Annotated in this window: 27 protein-coding genes; 17 read left to right on the plus strand and 10 right to left on the minus strand. The window is 74.4% G+C overall.

The genetic code is table 11. The features are described from left to right. Positions 1-18 precede the first annotated feature (18 nt). Positions 19-465, minus strand: coding sequence for a MarR family winged helix-turn-helix transcriptional regulator (locus tag ABT014_RS01185; protein ID WP_350635481.1), 447 nt, complete (start codon positions 463-465; stop codon positions 19-21). A 60-nt stretch (positions 466-525) separates the two neighbouring features. Between ABT014_RS01185 and ABT014_RS01190 the strand changes: the two genes are divergently transcribed. The 4 genes from ABT014_RS01190 to ABT014_RS01205 all read left to right on the plus strand — a co-directional run bounded on the left by ABT014_RS01190 (position 526) and on the right by ABT014_RS01205 (position 4,098). Further along, positions 526-963, plus strand: coding sequence for a hypothetical protein (locus ABT014_RS01190; RefSeq protein ID WP_350635483.1), 438 nt, complete (start codon positions 526-528; stop codon positions 961-963). A gap of 61 nt (positions 964-1,024) precedes the next feature. Next, positions 1,025-2,077, plus strand: coding sequence for a Scr1 family TA system antitoxin-like transcriptional regulator (locus ABT014_RS01195; protein WP_350635485.1), 1,053 nt, complete (start codon positions 1,025-1,027; stop codon positions 2,075-2,077). A gap of 36 nt (positions 2,078-2,113) precedes the next feature. Further along, complete coding sequence (locus ABT014_RS01200) at positions 2,114-2,635, plus strand: hypothetical protein (protein ID WP_350635487.1); 522 nt, start codon at positions 2,114-2,116, stop codon at positions 2,633-2,635. Between the two features lie 362 nt (positions 2,636-2,997). After that, positions 2,998-4,098: an FAD-dependent oxidoreductase gene (locus ABT014_RS01205; RefSeq protein ID WP_350635488.1), complete on the plus strand. Its 1,101-nt coding sequence runs from the start codon at positions 2,998-3,000 to the stop codon at positions 4,096-4,098. On the opposite strand, the gene ABT014_RS01210 is transcribed toward ABT014_RS01205, so the two are convergent. From ABT014_RS01210 to ABT014_RS01240, 7 genes are all read right to left on the minus strand, one after another. Further along, entirely contained in the window at positions 4,088-4,690 is a 603-nt protein-coding gene (locus tag ABT014_RS01210) for a hypothetical protein (RefSeq protein WP_350635490.1), read from the minus strand. The genes ABT014_RS01205 and ABT014_RS01210 overlap by 11 nt on opposite strands. Before the next feature lie 122 nt (positions 4,691-4,812). After that, on the minus strand, positions 4,813-5,877 hold the full coding sequence (gene paaE / locus ABT014_RS01215) for a 1,2-phenylacetyl-CoA epoxidase subunit PaaE (RefSeq protein ID WP_350635492.1): 1,065 nt from the start codon (positions 5,875-5,877) through the stop codon (positions 4,813-4,815). Beyond that, the gene (gene paaD, locus ABT014_RS01220; protein ID WP_350635494.1) at positions 5,878-6,372 is read right to left on the minus strand and encodes a 1,2-phenylacetyl-CoA epoxidase subunit PaaD; all 495 of its coding nucleotides are present in this window, start codon (positions 6,370-6,372) and stop codon (positions 5,878-5,880) included. Beyond that, entirely contained in the window at positions 6,366-7,247 is an 882-nt protein-coding gene (gene paaC, locus ABT014_RS01225) for a 1,2-phenylacetyl-CoA epoxidase subunit PaaC (RefSeq protein ID WP_350635496.1), read from the minus strand. Before paaC ends, paaD begins: the two co-directional genes overlap by 7 nt. A gap of 16 nt (positions 7,248-7,263) precedes the next feature. Continuing rightward, positions 7,264-7,557, minus strand: a complete 294-nt coding sequence (paaB, locus tag ABT014_RS01230) for a 1,2-phenylacetyl-CoA epoxidase subunit PaaB (RefSeq protein WP_350635499.1) — start codon at positions 7,555-7,557, stop codon at positions 7,264-7,266. After that, positions 7,550-8,521 carry a 1,2-phenylacetyl-CoA epoxidase subunit PaaA gene (gene paaA, locus ABT014_RS01235; RefSeq protein WP_350635501.1) on the minus strand — a complete coding sequence of 324 codons (972 nt, stop codon included), beginning with the start codon at positions 8,519-8,521 and terminating at the stop codon, positions 7,550-7,552. The genes paaB and paaA overlap by 8 nt, the downstream gene beginning before the upstream one ends. 218 nt (positions 8,522-8,739) lie before the next feature. Next, positions 8,740-10,236: a M20 family metallopeptidase gene (locus tag ABT014_RS01240; protein ID WP_350635503.1), complete on the minus strand. Its 1,497-nt coding sequence runs from the start codon at positions 10,234-10,236 to the stop codon at positions 8,740-8,742. 574 nt (positions 10,237-10,810) lie between these two features. Between ABT014_RS01240 and ABT014_RS01245 the strand changes: the two genes are divergently transcribed. Together ABT014_RS01245 and ABT014_RS01250 are read left to right on the plus strand one after the other, a co-directional pair. After that, on the plus strand, positions 10,811-11,845 hold the full coding sequence (locus ABT014_RS01245; RefSeq protein WP_350635505.1) for an aldo/keto reductase: 1,035 nt from the start codon (positions 10,811-10,813) through the stop codon (positions 11,843-11,845). A gap of 130 nt (positions 11,846-11,975) precedes the next feature. Next, positions 11,976-12,563 (plus strand): TetR/AcrR family transcriptional regulator, encoded by a 588-nt coding sequence (locus tag ABT014_RS01250; RefSeq protein ID WP_350635506.1) that lies wholly within the window; start codon positions 11,976-11,978, stop codon positions 12,561-12,563. A gap of 62 nt (positions 12,564-12,625) precedes the next feature. Here ABT014_RS01250 and ABT014_RS01255 read toward each other — a convergent pair whose 3' ends face one another. Then, positions 12,626-14,035 carry a DUF4419 domain-containing protein gene (locus tag ABT014_RS01255; protein ID WP_350635508.1) on the minus strand — a complete coding sequence of 470 codons (1,410 nt, stop codon included), beginning with the start codon at positions 14,033-14,035 and terminating at the stop codon, positions 12,626-12,628. A 160-nt stretch (positions 14,036-14,195) separates the two neighbouring features. Continuing rightward, complete coding sequence (locus tag ABT014_RS01260; RefSeq protein WP_350635510.1) at positions 14,196-14,462, minus strand: GlsB/YeaQ/YmgE family stress response membrane protein; 267 nt, start codon at positions 14,460-14,462, stop codon at positions 14,196-14,198. 244 nt (positions 14,463-14,706) lie between these two features. Between ABT014_RS01260 and ABT014_RS01265 the strand changes: the two genes are divergently transcribed. The 11 genes from ABT014_RS01265 to ABT014_RS01315 all read left to right on the plus strand — a co-directional run bounded on the left by ABT014_RS01265 (position 14,707) and on the right by ABT014_RS01315 (position 23,462). Beyond that, positions 14,707-15,528, plus strand: a complete 822-nt coding sequence (locus ABT014_RS01265; RefSeq protein ID WP_350635512.1) for a response regulator transcription factor — start codon at positions 14,707-14,709, stop codon at positions 15,526-15,528. Further along, a complete protein-coding gene (locus ABT014_RS01270) occupies positions 15,525-17,009 on the plus strand; it encodes a sensor histidine kinase (RefSeq protein WP_350635514.1) in 1,485 nt (494 codons plus the stop codon). Before ABT014_RS01265 ends, ABT014_RS01270 begins: the two co-directional genes overlap by 4 nt. Positions 17,010-17,154: 145 nt before the next feature. Next, entirely contained in the window at positions 17,155-17,535 is a 381-nt protein-coding gene (locus tag ABT014_RS01275) for a hypothetical protein (RefSeq protein WP_350635516.1), read from the plus strand. Next, a complete protein-coding gene (locus ABT014_RS01280) occupies positions 17,532-17,738 on the plus strand; it encodes a hypothetical protein (protein WP_350635518.1) in 207 nt (68 codons plus the stop codon). The genes ABT014_RS01275 and ABT014_RS01280 overlap by 4 nt, the downstream gene beginning before the upstream one ends. A gap of 183 nt (positions 17,739-17,921) precedes the next feature. Then, positions 17,922-18,752: a glycosyltransferase family 2 protein gene (locus ABT014_RS01285; protein WP_350635520.1), complete on the plus strand. Its 831-nt coding sequence runs from the start codon at positions 17,922-17,924 to the stop codon at positions 18,750-18,752. 247 nt (positions 18,753-18,999) lie between these two features. After that, on the plus strand, positions 19,000-19,497 hold the full coding sequence (locus ABT014_RS01290; RefSeq protein ID WP_350635522.1) for a cysteine dioxygenase: 498 nt from the start codon (positions 19,000-19,002) through the stop codon (positions 19,495-19,497). Beyond that, positions 19,494-19,889 carry a rhodanese-like domain-containing protein gene (locus ABT014_RS01295; RefSeq protein WP_350635524.1) on the plus strand — a complete coding sequence of 132 codons (396 nt, stop codon included), beginning with the start codon at positions 19,494-19,496 and terminating at the stop codon, positions 19,887-19,889. The genes ABT014_RS01290 and ABT014_RS01295 overlap by 4 nt, the downstream gene beginning before the upstream one ends. Positions 19,890-20,022: 133 nt before the next feature. Further along, positions 20,023-21,198 carry an ABC transporter ATP-binding protein gene (locus ABT014_RS01300; RefSeq protein ID WP_350635526.1) on the plus strand — a complete coding sequence of 392 codons (1,176 nt, stop codon included), beginning with the start codon at positions 20,023-20,025 and terminating at the stop codon, positions 21,196-21,198. Beyond that, complete coding sequence (locus ABT014_RS01305; protein WP_350635528.1) at positions 21,188-21,856, plus strand: ABC transporter permease; 669 nt, start codon at positions 21,188-21,190, stop codon at positions 21,854-21,856. The genes ABT014_RS01300 and ABT014_RS01305 overlap by 11 nt, the downstream gene beginning before the upstream one ends. After that, complete coding sequence (locus tag ABT014_RS01310) at positions 21,853-22,548, plus strand: ABC transporter permease (RefSeq protein ID WP_350635530.1); 696 nt, start codon at positions 21,853-21,855, stop codon at positions 22,546-22,548. The genes ABT014_RS01305 and ABT014_RS01310 overlap by 4 nt, the downstream gene beginning before the upstream one ends. Continuing rightward, positions 22,545-23,462 carry an ABC transporter substrate-binding protein gene (locus ABT014_RS01315; RefSeq protein WP_350635531.1) on the plus strand — a complete coding sequence of 306 codons (918 nt, stop codon included), beginning with the start codon at positions 22,545-22,547 and terminating at the stop codon, positions 23,460-23,462. The genes ABT014_RS01310 and ABT014_RS01315 overlap by 4 nt, the downstream gene beginning before the upstream one ends. Positions 23,463-23,489 lie beyond the last annotated feature (27 nt).

A 23,489-nucleotide genomic window follows, 5' to 3' on the forward strand; every position in this document is an offset into this window, starting at 1 on the left:
GAGGGAGCGGGACGCTCCTCAGCCGGGCAACCCCGCCTCACTGGCCAGCACACCGAGCAGTCGCATCAGCGCCTCACCGTCCGCCGCGCCGAGCGAGGCGGTGAGTTCGGCGTCGAGCTCGGCCGCCGCCGCCAGGCAGGCGGCCAGCAGGTCGCGGCCGCCGTCCGTCAGCGAGAGCCGATGACGGCGACGGTCCTCCGGATCCCGTACCCGCTCGATCGCGTCGAGCTCCTCCAACTGGTCGGCCAGCGACACCACCAGGCTCGGCACCACCTTCATGACCCGCGCCAACTCCTGCTGGGAGGCGGGAGCGCCCGTGCTGAGCACGGCCAGCAACCCGACGTGCTTCGGCTTGACCCCCAGCGGTGCCACGGCCGCCGCGAACCGCGCCGAGACCAGCGAACCGAGGGTGCCGAGCCGGAACGCCAACGTCCCGGTCAGCGCATTGGCATTGACATCGTCCATGGCGGCAACGCTACTCTTCCAGAATCGTTCACAGCTCGAATGATTCTTGGAGAGACCGGAATGTCTGCCGCCATTGCCCGCCCGCTCACCGGCGACCGCCGCACCCGCACCCTGCTCATCGCCAACGCCGCCTTCGCCGCCGTCTCGGCCCTCGCCTGCCTGCTCGCGGTCGCCTCACCCGCCCTGCTGCTCCCCGACGCCGGGGCCGGAGCGGACTTCTACGCCGAGGCGTACGCCGCACGCCAACTCCCGCTCAGCGCAGCGATCCTGCTCCTGGTGGCCACCGGCCGACGGCGCGGCCTGCTCCCGCTGCTCGCCGTCTCCGCCGTCGCCCAGCTCGGCGACGCCCTGCTCGGGATCACGCACGGCAACCCCGGCATGACCATCGGCGCCACGGTCGGCACCGCCCTCCACCTCGCCGGCGCCCGGCGGCTCGGCCGTGCGGAGCGGAGCGGAGTGATTCGTAGCGTTCCGCCACGAACCGTTCACGTGGAGTAGTAGCGTGGCGCCCGGACAGGGAGTTGCCGGGCGCCACGCCCGCCCGCCAGGGGGTCGAACCATGAGAAACCGCCAGCACGCACGGGTCCAGGGCACGCTGCGCCCGGAGAGCTTCGCCTGGCTCCTGCGCGACCTGATCGCCGACGCCGGCGAGACGGCCACCTCGGTCGCACGCCGGATCCCGTGCCACCCGTCGCTGATCTCCCGGATCGAGAGCATGGACCGGGTCCCGCAACGCGACCTCGCCGAACGCTGCGACGCCATCCTCGCCACCGGCGGCCGACTCGCCCGCGCCTGGGACGAGGTGGCCTGGTACGCGGAGGTGGAACACCCGGACTGGTTCCGCCGGTACGCGGCGATGGAGGCGGAGGCGGTTCACCTGCGCCAATATCAGGTCAGCCTGATCTCAGGACTGCTGCAGACATCGGACTACGCCGCTGCGCTCTTCCGAGCGCAGAATGAGGACGCGGACGAGGACCAGATCGCCGAGTACGTCGCCGCCCGACTGAGTCGCCAGCATCGCTTTCTCTCCGGGGTGGACGCGCCCGCCCTCGCGGTAGTGCTCGACGAAGCAGCGATCCGACGCGTGGTCGGCGGGCCGCGGGTGATGCGGGCCCAGCTGGCCCACCTCCTGAACGTCGGGCAACGTCCCAACATCACCTTGCAGGTGGCGCCCTTCGACCTAGGCGAACGCACCCGATCCGGAACGACCTTCACCATCGTCACCCTGCCGGAGGGAGCTCGATGGGTGTACTCCGAGAGCATTGCGGGCGGCCATTTCACCTGCGATCCCGACCAGTTGGCGCGACGCACCCGGGCCTATGATCGACTCACAGCCGATGCACTGTCCGTCAGCGACTCGGCTCGGCTGATCCGTCGCGTCATGGAGGGACTGCTCAACATGGACCCCGATCACCGCACCGCCGCCCACTGGATGAAGAGCAGCTACAGCGACGGAAACGGGGGCGACTGCATCGAAACGGCCTACAACCTCGGTGACACCATCCCTGTCCGTGACTCCAAGAACCCCGACGGGCCCCAACTCCACTTCCCCGCCACCACCTGGGAGCGGTTCGTCCGTGCCGCCGCGGACGGCCGGTTCGGCGAGGTCTGAGCGACCGGCGGTGTAAGGACTGCCGATAATGCGGGCATGGATCGCAATCCCGTCCGCCCCAGGACAACCCGAGCCGGCGCTCTCGCCCTGGCCGCCGCACTTCTCACGCTGCTGACGGCGTGCAGCTCCGGCAGCACCGCGCCGGCCGGTCCCGCCGAGGCCTCCTCGACACCGATCGGTTCGCTCTCCGTCCGGGGCCCGCGCGCCCACCTGGAGCTGACCGACGCGGTACTGCACCGCGACGCGGCCTCGGGCGGCGCCGAGTTGACCCTCACCGTCCGCAACGAGGGCACCGTCCCCGAGCACCTGAGCGTGGTGAGCACCACCGAGTACGGCCGAGCCACCCTCCAGGGCAGCACAGGGCCGCAGAACGCGCTCTCCTCGGCGGGCGTCCTGATCAACCCGGGCGAGAGCGCCACCTTCGGCGGGTCCGGCCCCCGCATCACCTTCCCGCCCGCCGGCCAGACCGCGCCCCCGGCCTCCCCCACCGCCGCCGTGGACACCATCCTCATCTTCAGCGTCGCCGGCCTCGTCCACCTCCAGGCGGCCACGGGCTAGCGGCTACGCGCCGAGGGTGTCGACTTGTCTTCAATTGGACGATCGAACACGGAACCCGGCAAGCAACTGGCACAGCTGCGCCCCGGGCTGTCCCACAGTGCGCGGGAAACAGCACCCCCGGCCGGTCACTGAAAGGCCCGAACAGGGAGCATCCCCGCGGCCGCGGGGAGCAGTTGCCGGTTTAGGCGGAGTACTTGGCGCCGAAGGGACCATCCCCGCGGGTGCGGGGATGGTCCCGGCTTCGTGCGCTGAGGACGGGTGGGACCAGTCTGCTCCCCGCACCCGCGGGGATGGCCCCTCCCCATCCAAGCGAGCCCGCGCGGGCCCGGGAACACGGCAACGCCCCCCGATGTTTCACGTGCGTGACTGTTTACGGTGCAACGAATGAGCCGGTCGAGGTCGATGTGGTGGTGATCGGCGCCGGGCAGGCGGGGCTGTCGGCGGCGTACCACCTGCGGCGGCGCGGGTTCGTGCCGTACCGGGGGTTCGTGGTGCTGGATGCGGATGCGGGGCCGGGTGGGGCGTGGGCGCATCGGGCGCCGTCGTTGCGGATGGCGACCGTGCACGGGTTCCACGATCTGCCGGACTTCGAGTTGCCGGTGCCCGACCCGGCCGCTCCCGCGCGGGAGGTCGTGCCGGGGTACTTCGCGGCGTACGAGGCGAAGCACGCGCTGCCGGTGGTGCGGCCGGTGAAGGTGCGGGCGGTGCGTTCGCTCCCGGACGAGCGGCTGCTGGTGGAGAGCGATGCCGGGCGGTGGTCGGCGCGGGCGCTGATCAATGCGACGGGGACGTGGAGCCGGCCGTTCCTGCCGCACTACCCGGGCCATTTCGCCGGCCGGCAGCTGCACTACGCGGACTACGCCGGCCCGGAGGGCTTCGCCGGGCAGCGGGTGGTGGTGGTCGGCGGCGGCGCGTCCGCGATCCAGGTGCTGTCGGAGCTGGCCGAGGTCGGCGAGACGGTGTGGGTGACCCGGCGGCCGCCGGTGTTCCACGAGGGGCCGTTCACCCCGGAGTTCGGGCGGGCCGTGGTGGCGCAGGTGGAGGAGCGGGTGCGGCTGGGGCTGCCGGTGCGCAGTGTGGTGAGCGTGACGGGGCTCGGTCCGTCGGTGGCGTACCGGCGGGCGCAGGAGCTGGGCGCGTTGGAGCGGCGGCCGATGTTCGACCGGCTGACCGAGCACGGGGTGGCGTGGGGCGAGCACGAGGAGCGGGTGGACGCGATCGTGTGGGCGACCGGCTTCCGGCCGGAGGTGACCCACCTAGCCCCGCTCGGCCTGCGCTCCCCCGGCGGCGGGATCCAGCTGGACGGCACCCGGGCGACCGCCGACCCGCGGGTCCACCTGGTCGGGTACGGCCCGTCCGCGAGCACGATCGGGGCCAACCGGGCGGGGCGGGCGGCCGTCAACGGGATCGTGAATCTGATCGGCGAGCCGGAGGCGGCGCAGGCCCCCGTGCTCAGCCCTTGAGCGCCGTGAAGGAGGCCTTGGCGAACTCCTCCATCTTGCGGAGCACGACGTCGGCGGCCTTGTCGTCCGGCGGTTCGCGGAAGTCGACCAGGAAGGTGACGGTCATCTCCACGTTGCTGTCCCGGGTGACCAGTTCGAACATCGGCCCGGTGTCGGAGCCGGCCGTGTTGCGGAACCGGAAGGCCTCCCGGCCGACCCCCTTGACCTCCGTCACCTTGCCGCCGATGGCGTACTTGGGCTGGTTCTCGGTGCGGTCGAAGGTGTGCAGCTTGCGGGCGAGCGCGGTGTCGGGGAGGAAGACGACGTCGACCGTGGTGACGGTGTGCTGGTAGGGCGAGGCGCTCTGCGGGTCGAAGGAGGCGACGCACTTGGACGCCGGTGCGCCACCCGAGTCACGGGTGGACGGCTCGTCGGTGCCGAAGTGGTCGCCGAGCGGGTCGGTCAGCAGCCGGTACGGCAGCACCGTGCAGATGTCGTCGGTGGCGTGGTAGTCGCCCGGTCCGTCCTTCTCCGGGGCCGGGTCGGAGCCGCAGCCGGCCGCCAGCAGGGTCGCGAGCAGGACCGGCCCGAGTCGGGCCAGGTGGTGGCGCATCCGGTCTCCCTCCGGATCGGAACAGGGCGCGCCCACTCAACCACACTCGTACGACAACGAGTTGGCGTTTGTTCCGATCCTTCGGGACGACTCCGGGACGACCCCCGGTGCGGGCGGCGGGTTCAGCGGTCGTAGTCGACCGTGACCCGTTCGGAGACGGGGCGGGCCTGGCAGGTCAGGACGTAGCCGGCCGCGACCTCCTTCTCCTCCAGCGCGAAGTTGCGCCGCATCTCGACCTCGCCGTCGACCACCAGCGCCCGGCAGGTGCCGCAGACCCCGCCCTTGCAGGCGAACGGCAGGTCGGGGCGGGAGCGTTGGGCGCCGTCCAGCAGCGAACGGTCGCGGGGCAGGGCGAGGGTGGAGGCGCGGCCGTCCAGCACGAGGGTGACCTCGCTGGCCTCGCCGTCGGGGGTGGCTTCGACGCGCTCGGCGACGGGTTCGTCCTCGGCGTGGAACAGCTCCTGGTGCACCCGCTCGGCGGGCACGCCGAGTTCGGTGAGCAGTGCCTTGGTGCCGACCACCATGCCGTACGGGCCGCAGAGCCAGAAGTGGCCGACGGCGGGCAGGTCGACCAGGGCGGTGAGCAGCGCCCGGACGCGCTCGGCGTCGAGCCGGCCGCTGAGCAGTTCGGCGTCCCGGGTCTCCCGGGAGAGCACGTGCAGGAGTTGGAAGCGGCCGAGGTGGCGGTCCTTGAGGTCGGCCAGCTCGTCGGCGAACATCACGGTGTCGCTGCGGCGGTTGCCGTAGAGCAGGGTGACCCGGGAGTCGGGGTGGGCGTCGAGCACCGAGCCGGCGATGGACAGCATCGGGGTGATGCCGGAGCCGGCGGCGATCAGGACGTGTTCGGCGGGCTCGCCCAGGTCGGGGGTGAACAGGCCGGTGGGGGGCAGGACTTCGACCGGTTCGCCGGCGCGGGCACGGCGCACCAGCCACTCGGAGAACAGCCCGCCGGGCACCTCGCGCACGGCGATCCGCAGCGGGCCGCCGGCCGGTGCGCAGAGCGAGTACGAGCGGCGCTCGTCGGCGCCGTCGACCAGCCGGCGCAGGGTGAGGGTCTGGCCGGGGCGGAAGGCGAAGTCCTCGGCGAGGGCGTCCGGCACCGTGAAGGTGACCGCGACCGCGTCCTCGCAGAGCGGCTCCAGGGCGGCGATCCGCAGCTCGTGGAACGTCGGTCGGCGGACGGCCATTCAGATCTCCTTGATCCGGTCGAAGGGCTCCCGGCAGGCACGGCAGCGCCAGAGTGCCTTGCAGGCGGTGGAGCCGAAGCGGGACAGCTCCTCGGTGTCGGCGCTGCCGCACTGCGGGCAGGTCACCAGGCGCCGAGTGGGCCCGAGGCTGAGCAGTCCGGGGCCGGACCCCGTGGTGTGCGGCGGGGCGATGCCCGCGTCGGCGAGCTTGCGGCGGCCGTCCTCGGTGATCAGGTCGGTGGACCACGGCGGGTCGAGCCGCAGCCGGACCCGGACGTCGGTGAACCCGGCGGCGCGCAGCCGCCCGTCGACGTCGGCGGCCATCTCGGCGACGGCCGGGCAGCCCGAGTAGGTCGGGGTGATCCAGGCGGTGACGGTGTCGCCGGCCTGCTCGACCTCGGCGAGGATGCCCAGGTCGGCGAGGGTGAGCATGGGGAGTTCGGGGTCGGGGACGGCGGCGGCGACCTCCCAGGCGCGGGTGGCGGTGGTCACCATGTCGCCCCCGGGTGGGCGCGGGCCAGCACCTGGAACTCGGCCAGCAGGGGGCCGAGTGCCTCGGTGTGGACGCCGTCGCGGCCGGCCCGGCCGCCGACCCTGGCGAGCGGCGGGATGGTGGGCACGGTGAGGCAGGCCTCGCCGATCACGGCGGCCAGGCTCGTCAGGACGCCGTCGCGTAGGCAGGACGGGTCGACGCCGAGCCGCAGTTCGACGGCGTGCGGGGTGAACAGCTCGTCCAGCAGCGGCCAGACGGCGTCCAGGCCGGCCTGCATCCGGGCGGCGGAGTACGCGGTGCCGTCGCCGAGCCGGAGCGTCCAGGAGGCGGCGTACTCCTGGTGGTAGGCGAGTTCCTTGGCGCCGCGGGCGGCGACGGCGGCCAGCACCGGGTCGGCGTGGTCGGCCAGCCGCAGGTAGAGGGCGTGCCGGGCGGTGGAGAACAGCAGCAGGCGGGCGATCGAGAAGGCGAAGTCGCCGTTCGGGGCCTCGACCAGCCGGACGTTGCGGAACTCGTGCTCCTCGCGCCAGTAGGCGAGGTCGTCCTCGGTGCGGTCGCTGCCGTCCGCCTGGCCGGCCCGGGTGAGCAGGTGGCGGGCCTGGCCGAGGAGGTCGAGGCCGAGGTTGGCGAGCGCGACCTCCTCCTCCAGCTCGGGGGCGCGGGTGCACCATTCGATCAGCCGCTGGGCGAGCACCAGCGCGTCGTCGCCGAGCATCAGGCAGTAGGCGGCGAGGTCCGCGCCGTCGACGCCGGGCGGGACGCTGGTGTCGACGCCGAGCAGCGGGTCGGCGAACCCGGTGCCGTACGCCCAGCGGGCCTCGCCCTCGGGGCCTGCGGCGGCCTCGGAGAGGTGGAGGTAGACGTGGTCGTCGGTCATGGTCTGCGGTCCCCCGTCAGATGTGCGGGACATCCTCGGGGATGTCGTAGAAGGTCGGGTGGCGGTAGACCTTGTCGCCGCTGGGCGCGAAGAACGGGTCCTGCTCGTCCGGGGTGGAGGCGGTGATCGCGCTGGAGCGGACCACCCAGAGGCTCACGCCCTCGTTGCGCCGGGTGTAGAGGTCGCGGGCGTTGAGCAGCGCCATCCGGTCGTCGGCGGCGTGCAGCGAACCGACGTGCACGTGGTTGAGGCCGCGCCGGGGGCGCACGAACACCTCGTAGAGCGGCCAGCCGGCCTTGGTCTCAGTCACGTTCGGCTCCACCCTCGGATCTCCGCTTCTGTGCGTACGCCAGGGCCGCCTCGCGGACCCAGGCGCCGTCCTCGTGGGCGGCCCGGCGGCGCTCGACGCGCTGCTCGTTGCACGGGCCCTGCCCCTTGATCACCTGCTTGAGCTCGGACCAGTCCGGCTCGCCGAAGTCCCAGCTGCCGCGCTCCTCGTTCCAGCCGAGCGCCGGGTCGGGGAGGGTCACGCCGAGGTGGTCGGCCTGCGGGACGGTCATGTCGACGAACCGCTGGCGCAGCTCGTCGTTGGTGTGCCGCTTGATCCGCCAGGCCATCGACTGCGCGGTGTTCGGCGAGTCGCCGTCGGAGGGGCCGAACATCATCAGCGACGGCCACCACCAGCGGTCGACCGCGTCCTGGACCATCCGGCGCTGGGCGTCGGTGCCGCGCATCAGCGTGATCAGCAGTTCGTAGCCCTGCCGCTGGTGGAAGGACTCCTCCTTGCAGATCCGCACCATCGCGCGGGCGTACGGCCCGTAGGAGCAGCGGCAGAGCGGGACCTGGTTGCAGATCGCCGCGCCGTCCACCAGCCACCCGATGACGCCGACGTCGGCGAAGGTCAGGGTGGGGTAGTTGAAGATCGAGGAGTACTTCTGCCGGCCGGAGATCAGCTTCTCGGTGAGCTCGGAGCGGTCGATGCCGAGGGTCTCGGCGGCCGCGTACAGGTAGAGGCCGTGGCCGGCCTCGTCCTGGGCCTTGGCGAGCAGGATCGCCTTGCGGCGCAGCGAGGGGGCCCGGGTGAGCCAGTTGCCCTCGGGCTGCATGCCGATGATCTCGGAGTGGGCGTGCTGCGCGATCTGCCGGATGAGCGTCGCCCGGTAGGCGTCCGGCATCCAGTCCCGGGGCTCGATCCGCTGCTCGGCGGCGATCACCTCGTCGAAGTGTGCTTCCAGACCCGGCTCGGCCAGGCCCGTCGCCTCTGTCGCCGTCATTGCACCGCCTCCCGACTGACCGTTCGGTCGGTTCCATTGTGGACGGCGGTGCCGTGCCTTGACAAGGCACCGGGGGTGGGAGTCGGCCGGCGGGGTGGGATCGGCACCGGGGCGGGGCGGTTCCGGGCGGGACCGGAGGTGGACCGGTGCCGCCCGACGCCGGTGGTGCGGGGTCGGGCAGCGCCGGGCGGGCGGGCGGTCCGGAGGGGACCGCCGGGTCAGGTCCGGTCGCGCAGGCGGGGCAGCGGGACGGCGAGCAGGGTGGCCAGCAGCGCGATCCGCGGCGCGAGCTGGTCGACCCTGATGTGCTCGTGGCGCGCGTGCGGGCCGGCCCCGACGGCGCCGAGGCCGTCCAGGGTGGGCAGGCCGCGGGCGCCGGCCGCGTTGGTGTCGCCCGCGCCGCCGGCCGGGGCGCCGTCGAGCTGCTGGCCGAGCGCGGCGGCGAGCGAACGGACGTGCCGCAGCAGCAGGTTGCCGGAACGCTCGGGCCAGGCCGGCCGGCTGGAGATCACCTCGGCCCGGACCCGGGCGCCGGGGCGCAGCGCGGTCAGGTGGGCGAGGGTGTCGAGGGTGGAGCGCTGGGCCTCCGCGGTCGCGAACCGCAGCCCGAGCTCGGCCTCGGCCCGGCCCGCCACCACGTTGGCGCGGGTGCCGCCGGTGATCCGGCCCGCGTTGAGCTCGGTGCCGGGCTGGCGGGCCAGCCCGCGGACGGCCACCAGCTGGTCGACCAGCTCGTCCACGGCGGAGACGCCGAGCGCGGCGTCATTGCCGGCGTGCGCCTCGCGGCCGGTGACCGTCAGCCGGACCCGGGAGGAGCCGCGGCGGGCGGTCTTCAGCCGGCCGTCCGGGTGCGAGGGCTCCAGACCGAGCACGGCGGCGGCCCCGCGCAGGTGGCGTTCGACCAGGATCCGGCCGCTCGGGCTGCCGATCTCCTCGTCGGAGACCACCACCAGGCGGACGGTGCGGTGCGGGCGCTGGCCGAGGTCGGCGAGCAGGGCGAAGGCGCCCTCGATCAGCGCCAGGCCGGCCTTCATGTCCAGCACGCCCGGGCCGCTGAGCCGACCCTCGTTCTCCTCCACCGGCCAGTCGGCGAGCGTGCCGGCCGGCCAGACGGTGTCGTGGTGGCCGACCACCAGCAGGTGGGGGAGGTCGGCGCGACGGCCCGGCCACTCCACCACCAGGTGGTCGCCGGCCTCGCCGGACTCCCGGGCGACCTCGGCACCGGTCGCCTTGAAACCGGCGCTCAGCTCCTCGGCGAGCGCGTCCAGCCGCGGGGCGTCGCCGGACGGGGACTCCATCCGGGCCAGGTCGGCGCAGCGGCGGCGGACCCCGCCGGCCAGCGTGCGGGCCCGGCTGCTGAGCGCCTGCGGGAGGCCGGGGAGGGCGGCCATCGCAGGGGTCTCGGGGGCGCTCGGCGCGGGGGTGGCCGTCGGGGCGCTCGGCGCGGTGGCGGCGGTCTGCCCGGCGGCGGCGGTGGGCGCCGCGGTGGCGCGGGTGGCGGATCTGGTCGCGGTACGGGCCGTGGTGGCCGTGCGCGCGGCGGCGGACCGGGCCGCGGTGGCCGTACGGGCTTCGCCGGGGCTGCGGGCGCCGTCCGTACCGTCGCCCTCCGGCGCTCCGCCGGCGGCGGTGGCGGGGCGGGGGCCGGACGCGGGGCGGGGGCCGGACGCGGGGGCGGATCCGCCGGCGGCCGGCGCGACGGTATGCGCGCTCATCGGGCACCTCCCGTGCCGACGGTACTCAGCGGCAGGGTGCGGAAGTCCGCAGCCGTGCGGCGGGCGGGGCGGGTGCGGCGGCATGGCAGCCGGCTTGGCAACGTCAGGCGGTGCGACCTCGGGCTGGGCAACACAGCGACCTCCTCGCTCGGTCCGGCACCCCGGCTCGGCCCGGGGCCCGTGGACGTCGGCCCCGCCGGGCCGGTGCGGCGGGCACCGGCGCAGGAGGCCGAGAAGCGAGCCTAGAAGATTCGTTCGGCTCCCTGCGAGGTGGCCCGGCACTCCGCACGCCCGGAACGGCCGGTGGCGGGGGCACCGAGCCCCGCTTCCACCTTCCCCCCGCCCCGGCCCGGCGGCATCGCGAAGCGCCTGCACGGGGCCTCACTCCACGCCTGATGGGTGAGGAGGGGTCGGCTGTCCGTACCGGCCGGGGGGCGCACGGGGAGCGCCGGGGAGCAGGTGGGCGATGTCAGGGCCCGGGTATCGACTGACAGATATTGAAATCTGTCATCCCACATGCCATAGTTGTCATCAGTCAGCCTCACGCCCATCCCCGGCAGACCTGGAGCCCCTCATGACCACCCCCGCCACTCCCAGCACCCCCACCCCCACCCCCACCCGCACCACCCTCGGCCGCACCGGCCCCACCACCTCCGCCCTCGGTCTCGGCCTGATGGGCATGTCGGACCTGTACGGCCCGGCCGACGAGACCGAGTCGATCGCCACCGTCCACGCCGCCCTCGACGCGGGCGTCACCCTGCTCGACACCGGCGACTTCTACGGCATGGGCCACAACGAGCTGCTGCTGCACGAGGCCCTGCGCGGCCGCGACCGCGCGAGCGTCGAGATCAGCGTCAAGTTCGGCGCCCAGCGCGGCCCGGACGGCACCTGGCTCGGCTACGACGCGAGCCCGGCCGCCACCAAGTCCGCGCTCGCCTACACCCTGCGCCGCCTGCGCACCGACCACATCGACATCTACCGCCCCGCGCGGCTCGACCCGAACGTCCCGATCGAGGAGACCGTCGGCGCCATCGCCGAGCTGGTGAAGGCCGGCTACGTCCGCCACATCGGCCTCTCCGAGGTCGGCGCCGAGACCCTGCGCCGCGCCGCCGCCGTGCACCCGATCAGCGACCTGCAGATCGAGTACTCGCTGATCTCCCGCGGCCTGGAGGTCGAGGTCCTGCCCACCGCCCGCGAGCTGGGCATCGGCATCACGGCGTACGGGGTGCTCTCCCGCGGCCTGCTCAGCGGCCACTGGCAGGGCGACCGCGCGGTCGACCGGACCGACTTCCGCAGCCACAGCCCCCGCTTCCAGGGCGACAACCTCACCCACAACCTCGCGCTGGTCGAGGCGCTGCGCGAGATCGCCGACGCGAAGGGCGCCACGGTCGCCCAGGTCGCGATCGCCTGGGTCGCCTCGCGCGGCGCGGACGTGGTGCCGCTGGTCGGTGCCCGCCGCCGGGACAGGCTGGCGGAGGCGCTCGGGTCGCTGCGGGTCGAGCTGTCCGCGGCCGACCTGGCGGCGATCGAGTCCGCCGTCCCCGCCGGGTCCGCCGCCGGCGACCGGTACGCTGCGGCACAGATGGCACACCTGGACAGCGAGCGCTGACCGGACGCGCCGTACCCGCCGCACCGGCACCCGCCGCACCCGCCGACCGCCCGGGCCGGACCGCACCACGGTCCGCACGCCGGCCCACACACCGGCCCACCCGCTGGACCGCACGTTAGGACGTACCGCCGTGACCACCGACAGCACCCTCACCCCCGAGCAGATCCTGGGCGCGGCGGAGGACGTGCTGCGGCGGTTCGGCCCGGCCAAGGCGACCGTGGTGGACATCGCCCGCGCCCTCGGGGTCAGCCACGGCAGCGTCTACCGGCACTTCCCCAGCAAGGCCGCGCTGCGCGAGGCCGTCACCCAGCGCTGGCTGGACCGCGCGCACCACAGCCTGGCGGCGATCACCGCCGAGCGCGGCCCGGCCACGGAGCGGCTGCACCGCTGGCTGGCCACGCTGTTCGCGGCCAAGCGGGCCAAGGCGCTGGAGGACCCGGAGCTGTTCGCCACCTACATGACGCTGGTCGGCGAGCTGAGCGACACCGTCGAGGCGCACATCGAGACGCTGATCGGCCAGCTCGCCGAGATCATCCAGGACGGCATCCACCAGGGCTCGTTCCGCCCCACCCACGTGCGGACCGCCGCCCGGGCGGTGTTCCAGGCCACCGCCCACTTCCACGACCCGGCGCACGCCGCCGAGTGGAGCCGGCCGCAGGCCGAGGCCGACTTCGAGGCGCTCTGGACCCTCCTGCTGAACGGCCTCAAGGGCACCTGACCCCGCGAGCCCTGACCGCGCGCCCCGACCGCAAGCCCCGCCGAGGGACGGGACGGGACCGATCAGAAGAACTCCAGGGCCGCCCTGAGGTCCGGCCCGCTGTGCGCCCAGCACACCACGTCGTAGGGCCCGCCCCCGACCGCGCCCTCCGCCAGGTCACCACCGGACGCCGCATCACCGGGCGCCGTATCACCAGGCGCCGTATCACCGGGCACCCCGTCGCCGAGGTACCACTCGCCGTCGACCGTTCCGACGACGCACAGCCCTCCGACGTCGATCACGCACCGGACCTCCAGGCGCACGCCCTCGTGGGTCACGGTGCCGAACTCGTCCACCAGCCGGGCTTCGGCGCAGCCGGTGAGGCGCTGGACGTCGGCCAGTTGCCAGCCCTCGGGCAGGCGCGGGTCGTGGTCCGCGGCGGCCGGGAGGAGTTCGACGACGGCGTGGCCGAGCCGGGGTCGGATCCACTCGCCGTCCCGTTCGATCCCGAGGACACCGCCGAGGAAGGCCATGCCGAACGTCCCCACGGGGTTCGTCCAGACGAACGGGACCCGCGAGACGTGCGACGGGAACTGCCCACCGCCGGCGCTCCCCGGCCCGAACTCCGTCCTGGGCGAAGGCCCTTCGTCGGTGTACCGGTGGGCGAAGAAGGCGTTGATCCACCCGGTGACCTGGCTGCCACCGGAGAACGCCCGGTACTTGTACAGCGAGCTCCAGAACTCCTGGTCGACCCCGTGCCCGGCGGCGGTCGAGGCGATGGTGTCCAGCACCGGCAGCAGGGCGGTGAACCAGGGCGCCAGCGCCGGGAAGTGTGCGGCCAGCCCGCGCGCCCGGTCGGCCAGCAGCTGCCAGTCCGCGGCCGTGCCCTCCAGCCGGATCCGGGGGATCCCGCAGAGCGTCCGCCATCGGAACTGGTAGTACGGGGACACCACGTCCATCAACGCCACCAGCGCGGCGGTGGCGTCGGCGGGCGTGGTGGTCGAGAACGCGGGCAGGAACAGGTCGGCCGTCCGCTCCCCGATCAGCGCCCGGAGCGGCTCCCGGACCAGGTTGATCGAACGCTCCCAGTCCTCGGGCGCCCGGTCGTCGCGCACCTCGACGATCTGGCGCTCGTCCGGGGTGGCGGTGAACAGCCCCGCGTACACGGCGCTGTTGAGGCGCACGTGGACGGCGATCTCGTGCACGACGGCGTACCACAGCACGTCGGGCGCCAGGCTGAGCGGGAGGTGTCCCGCGAAGGACAGGTGCAGCGCGCGCAGCAGCAGGCTGGAGGTCGGTTCGGTGACCTCCGGTCGGGTGCTGGGCCGGCCGGTCAGCCGGTCGGTGCTGCGGTGGTGCAGCCGCACGGGGGCTCCCACCACGGCCCGCAGGAAGCGCTCGTTGCCCAGCTCGGCGAGGCCGGCCGCGAACTCGGCGGCCCTGGCGTCCCCTTCGGCATCGGTTCCGAGGGGCAGGTCCAGCTCGAACGGCACAGGCACTCCCGGGTCGGTGATCGGCCCCGACCCTACGGCGCGGGAGCGGCGCCCCGCCACCGGTTACCGAGCCCCGAGGACGGCAGGAGGCCGGGCCCGTGGCTGTCCGCCGTGGGCCCGGCCTCCTGGTGTCCGCGTCGCGCGACCGGTGCGGACCGGTTCAGTCGCGCGAGCGGCCGAAGACGATCCGGTAGGCGATCAGCAGCACCAGCGCGCCGACGATCGCCGAGCCCCAGGTCGGCAGGTCGAAGAAGTCCTTGGAGATCGGCTTGTCCAGGATCTTGGACGACAGCCAGCCGCCCACGAACGAACCTGCGATGCCGATCAGCGTGGTCACGATGATGCCGCCCGGGTCCTTGCCGGGCAGCAGGAACTTGGCGATGGCCCCGGCGACCAGGCCGAGGATGATCCAGCTGAGTATGCCCATACCTACTGTCCTGCCCTTCGTCGGACGGAGCGAACCTCGTCCGCCTCACCGGCCAGGACGCCCTGACGGACCGCCCGGTTGCACCCACACCCCGGCCCCGCCCCGAGCCCGCCCCGGCCCCACCCCCGACGCCGCCCCGGCCCGGCCCCGCCCCGCGCTCCCCCGACGCACCCGGGACCGCCCACCCGGCGGGCGGCCCGACTGCCCGGCGTGAGAGGGTCTGGCCCGGACGGGAGGAGGCCCGATGGACGGGAACGCGACGGCCGGCCGGGTCCTGGTGGTGGACGACGACGCCGCCATCCGGCGTTCGCTCGAGCGCGGCCTGCGGCTGAGCGGCTTCACCGTGCTGCTCGCCGCGGACGGCCGCAGCGCCCTGCGCGAACTCGGCGAACGACGGCCCGACGTGCTGGTGCTGGACGTCTCCATGCCCGGCCTGAGCGGCACCGAGGTCTGCCGCACGCTGCGCGCCGCCCGCGACGACACCCCGGTGCTGATGCTCTCCGCCCTCGACGAACTGGCCGACCGGGTGTCCGGCCTCCAGGCGGGCGCGGACGACTACCTGGTCAAGCCGTTCGCCCTGGAGGAACTGGTGCTGCGGCTGCACGCGCTGCTGCGACGCCGGCCCGCCCCGCCCGCCGACCGGCTCCGGGTCGGCCCGCTCACCATCGAGCCCGCGACCCGGCAGGTCCACTGGGAGGACACCGAACTCCGGCTCACCCGGCGCGAGTTCGAGCTGCTCACCCAGCTCGCCCGGAACGCCGGCATCGTGCTCAGCCGGGACCAGCTGCTGGACCGGGTCTGGGGCTACGACTTCGAGGTGCGCACCGACGCCGTCGACACCTTCATCAGCTACCTGCGCCGCAAGCTGGAGGAGGGCGGCCGTCCCAGGATCGTGCACACCGTCCGCGGCGTCGGCTTCGTCCTGCGGCTGCCACCGGACACCCGGCCCGACAGCCCGCCCGCCGACGGTCCGCCCAACGGCGGTCCGCCCAGCGCCGCCGGCCGACCGGGCGCCGACCGCACCGGCGCCGACCGCCCCGGCGACGACGACCGGGACCGGACGTGATCCGGCGGCCCGAGCCACCGGGCCGCCTCCGGGGCATCCGGCTGTCCACCCGGATCGCGCTCTGGGTCACCGTCCTGGTACCCCTGCTGGTGACGGCGTTCGGCCTGCTGCTGCTCCCCCTGGTCAACCGGGACCTGCACCACCAGGAGGACTCCGCCCTCACCGACCGCGCCGCCGCCGTCCTGCCCAGCGTGCGGACCCTGCTCGCCGCCGACCGCAAGGGCAAACCGAAGTCCGAGCAGAACCAGCAGCGCAAGGTCATCAACGACGCGCTCGACTCCGGCGTGCGGGTCGCCGGCCAGGACGGCGAGGTGCTGGTGGCGATGGGGCCGCAGCCCGGCGACGCCGTCCGCCTGCCCACCCGGGCCGGCGGGCCGGTCACGGTGCGCGGCGGCGGCCGGGTCTGGCGGGTCCTCACCGTCCGGATCGACGGCGCCGCCCCCGGCACGCTCTGGCTGGTCGTGCCCTCCAACAGCGACGATCCGCAACTGACCGCGGTGCGGCGGCGGGTGCTGCTGATCGCGCTGGTCTCCGCGCCGGTCTCCGGGGCGATCGCGCTGGCCGTCGCCGAGCGCGGCACGGCCTCGCTGCGCCGGCTCAGCCGCCGGGCGGCCGCGCTCGACCCGGGAGCGGGCGCCGCGGCCTTCGCGCACGGCCGCACCGGCACCGCCGAGGTGGACGAACTCGCCGCCGCCATCGGCCTGGTGCTGTCCCGCTACGACGACCAGGCGAACCGCACCGCGCAGGCCCTGGACACCGCGCGGTCGTTCTCCTCGGCCGCCTCGCACGAGCTGCGCACCCCGCTGATGAGCATGCGCACCAACCTGGACGTGCTCGCCGCGCACCCCGAACTCCCGCACGCCGAACAGGCCGAGGTGGTGCAGGAGCTCCAGCAGGACCACGCCCGGCTGCTCGAACTGCTCACCGCCCTGCACACGCTGGCCCGCGGCGACCTGGTCGACGTGTCGGCGTTCAGCTCCACCGACCTGGCCGAACTGGTCGACGCGGAGGTCGCGGACGCCGGCCGGCGCCGCGCGCACGCCGTGATCCGCACCGAACTGCCGGCCCGCATCCGGGTGTTCGGCTGGGAGGCCGGACTACGGATCATGCTCGCCAACCTGCTCGCCAACGCCGCCCTGCACGGTCGCGGCGAGGACGGCACCGCCACCGTCACGGTACGGCTGCGCGCCGCCGGCGGCTGGGCCGAACTCACCGTGGACGACACCGGCCCCGGCATCCCGGCCGCCGACCGCGCCACCGTCTTCCACCGCTTCCAGCGCCGCCAGGACAGCCCCGGCTCCGGCCTCGGCCTCACCCTGGTCGCCCAGCAGGCCGCCCTGCACCGGGGCACCGTCACCATCGGCGACGGGCCCGGCGGGCGCGGCTGCCGCTTCACCGTACGGCTGCCGCTGGCCGGGCCGGGCGGGACGCAGGGGACGGCGGCGGGGCTGCCGGCGCGGCGGGACTGGCTCTCCGGCTGACGGCCGAGGCCCCGGGGCCGGGGTCGGGACCGGGGCCGGCTCCGACTCCGGCCGGGTGCGGAGCTTCCACAGGGATTCCACAAGAACGACGCCTACGCTCCTCATCGGTCGGCACAGACGCCGCCGCGAACCGGAGGAGACCGCCGTGCCCGTGAACCGCAAGGCCGCCGCGGCCGCCACGCTCGCCCTCGCGGGCATCCTGCTGGCCGCCGCCCCCGCCGACGCCGCGCCGACGCCCACCGGCGACGGGTCCAAGGCGATCTGCAAGCGCCTGCCGAAGACCCAGGAGCGGGTCGGCAAGGCGCTGGAGCGCCTCAACGGCGACGCGGGCGTGCTCGGCTCGGTCGCCCGGCTCGACCAGCGGGTCACCAACGCCAGGACCGCCGGCCACACCGAGATCCAGACCTACCTGAACGACCGGCTGACCTACCGCAAGAGCCTGCTGACCACGCTGCAGACCCGGCAGAACGACCTCAAGTCGGTCGCCACCTGGTGCGCCGCCCAGTCCCCCGCCGCCGGCAAGTGACCCGGCGCACCGCCCCGGCCCTGGCGGCCCTCGCCGCCGCGGCCGCCCTGCTCCTCACCGCCTGCGGCCCGCACCCCGCCGCCACCCCGGCGACCGGCCCCAGCACCCTCGACCAGGCCCAACTGGACGCCCTCCAGCAGAAGGTGGACGCCGCCGAGAGCGCCGCGGCAGCCGCCGACCAGAACGCCACCGAGGACAACTGAACCCCCGGCCCCACCCTCGAACCACCGTAGACCTGCCCTTCCCCGGGGGCAGGTCTACGGTCGTCCGGGGCAGGTTCGCCGCCCACCGGCACCGCGTCCGGGCACCGTTCCCCGATCGTGTGTTCGACCGTAGACTCCCCCGGGCCGACCGCCGACCGGGAGGATCACGCGCCAGTGGGGATCATGCGCGAGCAGCGGGCCGGGACGGGCCCTTCGATCTCCGTCCTCACCGCCTGCCACAGCGGCCGGACCGGCACCCTGACCGCCGCGTACACCTCGCTGGCGGCTCAGTCACGTACCGACTGGGAGTGGGTGCTCCAGTTCGACGGGCCGGTGCCGGCCCTGCCCGCCCCGCTGCAACGCGCCCGGGCCGCCGGCCGGCTCAGCGTCGCCGGGTCGGACCGGGCAAGCGGCTACGGGCCCGCCGAGGCCCGCAACCGCGGACTCGCCCGCTGCCGCGGCGCCCTGGTGCAGAACCTGGACGCCGACGACGAGTTGGAGCCCGCGGCGCTGTCCGTACTCGCCGGCGCGCTGCTGGACCACCCCCGGGCGGCCTTCGCGGCGGGGGACGCCCGGGACCTGCTGCCCGACGGTTCGCTGCGGTCCGTGCCGTTGCCGCTGCAGCCAGGCCTGCTCGCCCCCGGTGAGGTGTACCGGCACTGGCGTACCGATCCCGCCGGCTACTCGGTGCCGCTGCACCCGGCCGGGGTGATGTGGCGGCGCGCGGCACTGCTGGAGTTCGGCGGCTGGCCCGCGCTGTGGGGGATGGACGACACGGCGCTGCTGATGGCCGTCTCGGCGGTGCGGCCGGGGGTCTACCTCGCCCGGGACACCCTCCGCTACCGCCTGCACGACGGGCAGCTCTCGGCCCGGGTCGACCACGGACGCGGCCGGCTGGCCGGTCAGGTGGCGCTGGTCCGGCAGCGGGTGGCCGCGCTGCGCTGGCACGCCGCGGAGCGGTCCGGGTCGGCCGGGTGGGGGTACGTCGGGGGTCAGGGGGTGGACGTGGCTTGACTCGGTGGGGGGTTGTCGTGAACGATTCGGCGCATGAAGCCCGGCACCGTTCTGGTCTGCCGCCTGCACGTCGACCTGCGACGTCAGGCGAGCGACATGTGTGCCCGCTGACGGTTGGTTCCCACCCCGTGTCGTCGTCCGGGGTCCTGTTCCGCTGATTCGCCTCCTGTCCTTCCGGTCGGTGCCCGCGCGCTCGTTCCGCGCGCCGGGGCGCCGCCGTTCCCTTCGGCCTCCCCGAGGACATCCGATGAGTGTTGTGAGTCCTGAAGCGCCGCCGGCGCCCGCGCCGCGACCGCTGTCCCCCGACGACCTGCGGGCGATCGTCCGCGACCTGGCGCAGCGCCCCGATGAGTGGATCCACCGGGTCCGGCTGGCCAGCGGCGACCGCTGGTACGAACGGCTGGCGGCCGGGCCGGAGCACGAGGTCTGGCTGATCAGCTGGCTGCCGGGGCAGTCGACCGGTTTCCACGACCACGGCGGCTCGCGCGGCGCGTTCACCGTGGCGCTCGGCGAGCTGGAGGAGCTGTCGCTGGCCGGGCCGCAGGACGGGCTGCTGATCCGCCGCCTGGGTCCGGGCACGGAACGCTCGTTCGGCGCGGAGTACCTGCACGACGTACGCAACACCGGTGGTGGACCGGCGGTGACGATCCACGCCTACTCGCCGCCGCTGAGCGAGATGTCCCGCTACGAGCTGCGGGCCGGCGGCCTGGTCCGTACCGCGGTGGAAGGGCCGGAGCAGTGGTGAGCGCGGTGGACGGGCTGGTGGAGCGCGCCCGGGAGGGCGTGCACCGGCCGGGGCCGGTGGAGGCCCAGGAGGCGGCCGGGCGCGGTGCGCTGCTGGTGGACATCCGGCCGGCGGCCCAGCGCGCCCGGGAGGGCGAGATTCCCGGTGCACTGATCATCGAGCGCAATGTGTTGGAATGGCGGCTCGATCCGACGGGCAGTGACCGCATCCCCGAGGCCACCGGCAGCGGTGTCGAGGTGATCGTGGTCTGCTCGGAGGGGTACGCGTCGAGCCTGGCCGCCGCGAGCCTGCGCGAGCTGGGCCTGCACCGGGCCACCGACCTGGACGGCGGCTTCGTCGCCTGGGCGACGGCCGGCCTGCCGACCCGCCGTTCGGATCAGGGTTTGGGCTGAACCGGGGGCGGGCAGCCACGCTGGCGGGATAAATTCGACAGCTGTTCGATAACAACGCCCCATCGACCCACCCGACCACCCCGTACCGCACCACCCCGTTCCACCCGTACGGCCACCGCAAGGACCAGACCCTGTGATCAGATTCGACGGCGCCGCCAAGCGCCACCCCGACGGCACCCTCGCCGTCGGAGGCCTTGACCTCGACGTCCCCGCCGGGCGAATAACCGTGCTGGTCGGCCCGTCCGGCTGCGGGAAGACCACGATCCTGCGGATGGTCAACCGGATGGTCGAGCCGACCTCCGGCCGGGTCCTGCTGGACGGGGTCGACGTCGCCGAGCAGGACGCGGCGAAGCTGCGCCGCGGCATCGGGTACGTGATCCAGCAGGCGGGCCTGTTCCCGCACCGCCGGGTGCTGGACAACATCGCCACCGTGCCGCGCCTGCTGGGCTGGGACCGCAAGCGGGCCCGGGCCCGGGCGGCCGAGCTGCTGGAGCTGGTCGGGCTGCCGCCGGAGACCGGTGGCCGCTACCCGTACCAGCTGTCCGGCGGTCAGCAGCAGCGGGTCGGGGTGGCGAGGGCGCTGGCGGCCGACCCGCCGGTGCTGCTGATGGACGAGCCGTTCAGCGCGGTGGACCCGGTGGTGCGCGCGGGGCTCCAGGAGGAGCTGCTGCGGCTCCAGTCGGAGCTGGGCAAGACGGTGCTGTTCGTCACCCACGACATCGAGGAGGCGGTCCGCCTCGGCGACCAGGTGGTGGTGCTGCGCGGGCACGGCGAGATCGCCCAACTGGCGGATCCGCACACCCTGCTGACGGCCCCCGCGGACGAGGACGTGGCGGCCTTCCTGGGCCGCGACCGCGGCCTGCGCGGGCTCGGCCTGCGCGCGGCGGACGCGGTGCCGCTCGACCCGGCGGACGGCCGGCCCGGTGGCTGGCGGCTGGTCCTGGACGAGGCGGGGCGCCCGCTCGGCTGGCGGTCGCCCGAGGGCGGCGACGCCCTGCACGCGGCACCCGTCTTCCACCCGGGCCGCGACACCCTGCGCAGCGCGCTGGACGCGGCGGTGCTCTCGCCGGCGGGCGCGGCCGTCGCGGTGGACGACGCCGGCCGGGCGGTCGGCACCGCCGACCGGGCGGCGATCCTGGCCGCCAGCGGCCCCGTCACCGCCACGGCCACCGCCACCGCCACCGCCACCGCCACCGCCGGCACCGTCCGCCCCACCACCACCGTTCGCCCCGCCGTCCACCCGACCGGAGCGACCGCCCCCGCCACCGACCCCGTCACCGACCCCGAGGCGGCCCCCCGTGGACGGTGAGCCGCTGATCCGGTGGAAGTGGATCGGCGACCACCTCCGCTACCTGGCCGACCTGACCCTGGACCACGCCGTGATCGCGCTGGTCCCGGTGCTGATCGGCGCCCTGATCGCCGTCCCGCTGGGCCTGGCCTGCACCCGCTGGCCCAAGCTGTACCAGCCGCTGTCCGGCGTGTTCAACGTGGTCTACGCGCTGCCCTCGCTGGCGGTCTTCGTGGTCCTGATCCCCTACACGGGGCTGGCCACCCGGGCCACCGTGATGATCCCGCTCACCTGCTACGCGGTGGCCGTGCTGCTGCCGACCACGGTGGACGGGCTGCGCGCGGTGCCCGAGTCCGTCCGGCAGGCGGCCACCGCGATGGGGTACGGGCCGTGGCACCGGCTGACGGCCGTGGAGCTGCCCGCCGCGGTGCCGTTCCTGACGGCCGGCCTGCGGGTGGCGGCGGTGGCCTCGATCTCGCTGGCCGCGGTCGGCGCGCTGGTCGGCCGGGGCGGCCTCGGCTACCTGTTCATCGACGGCTTCCAGCGGACCTTCCCGACCCCGATCGTGGCCGGGATCGTGCTGGTGGCCCTGCTGGCGCTGGTCACCGACCTGCTGCTGGTGCTGGCCCGGCGGCTGCTCGCCCCGTGGGCGGCCCGGCGGACGGGGGCCGGCCGATGAACTGGCTGAACTGGCTCTCCACCTTCTTCACCGACCCCGACCACCGCAGCGGCGCGGACGCGATCGCCCACCGGATCGCCGAGCACCTGCTGATCTCCGGCGAGGCGCTGGCGCTGGCCGCGCTGCTGGCCGTCCCGGTCGGCCTGCTGATCGGCTACACCGGCCGGGGCACCTTCGTGGTCACCGCGCTGACCGGGGTCGCCCGGGCGCTGCCCACCCTGGGCCTGGTGACGCTGGCCGTCCTGCTGGCCGGCGTGAACGACCTGGCGGTGCTGGTGCCGCTGGTCGCGCTGGCCGCGCCGCCGCTGCTGGTGGCGACCGCCGAGGGCATCGCGGGCACCGACCCGGAGGTCCGCGACGCCGCCCGGGGCATCGGGCTGACCCACCGCCAGGTGCTGTTCGGGGTGTGCGTGCCGGCCGCGCTGCCGACCGTGCTGGCGGGGCTGCGCACCGCGGCCGTCCAGGTGATCGCGACCGCCACGGTGGCCGCGTACGTCGGGCTCGGCGGCCTCGGCCGGTACGTGATCGACGGGCTGGCCACCCGGAACTTCCCGACCACCCTCGGCGGCGCCCTGCTCGTGGTGCTGCTGGCCGTGGTCACCCAGCTGGTGTTCGCCCTGCTCATCCGTCTCTCCCTGCCGCCCGGCGCCCGCGCCCGGCGGCCCCTCACCACCACCAAGGAAGCACTATGACGTCCCGTCTGCTCACCACCCTCACCGCCGCCGCGATCGTGCTGGGCGCCGCCGCGTGCAGCTCCTCGGGCGGCGGCGACCCGCTGGCGGCCCCCTCCGGCGGCTCGTCCGCCCCGGCCGGTGGCGGGAAGACCGTGGTGGTCGGCTCGGCCAACTTCCCGGAGAACGTGCTGCTCGCCTCGATCTACTCGCAGGCCCTCAAGGCCAAGGGCGTGAAGGTCGAGGAGAAGTTCAACATCGGCAGCCGCGAGGTGCTCTACGGGCAGCTGCAGAGCGGCAACCTGACGGTGCTGCCGGAGTACAACGGCGCGCTGCTCGGCTACCTGGACCCGAAGGCCACCGCCACCGGCACCCAGGACGTGAACGCCGCCCTGCTGCAGAAGCTGCCCGCGGAGCTGGCCGTGCTGGACTCGGCCGCGGCCGAGGACAAGGACTCGCTCACGGTCACCCAGGAGAGCGCCGACAAGTACCAGCTGAAGACCATCGCGGACCTGACGGCGAAGGCCGGCGAGTTCACCATCGGCGGCCCGCCGGAGTTCAAGTCGCGCCGCGAGCAGCAGTTCAAGGACGCCTACGGGCTGACCTTCAAGGAGTGGAAGCCGACCGGTGACACCACCGCCAACGCCCTGAAGGACAGCGGCATCCAGGTCGGCAACGTGTTCACCACCGACCCGCGGATCGTGCAGTTCAAGCTGGTCTCGCTGGCCGACCCGAAGAACGTGTTCAGCTCGCAGAACGTCACCCCGCTGGTCAACAAGGCGGGCGTGGACGCCACCACCACGGCGGCGCTGAACGCCGTCTCGGCCAAGCTGGACACCGCCGGGCTGACCGCCCTGATGGCGAAGGTGTCGGTCGACAAGGAGGACCCGGCCGCGGTCGCCAAGGACTGGCTGAAGGCCAACAACCTCGGCTGAGCCCGGCCGCGACGGGCCACGCGACGG

The organism is Kitasatospora sp. NPDC094015, assembly GCF_040304075.1.
Taxonomy (GTDB): domain Bacteria; phylum Actinomycetota; class Actinomycetes; order Streptomycetales; family Streptomycetaceae; genus Kitasatospora.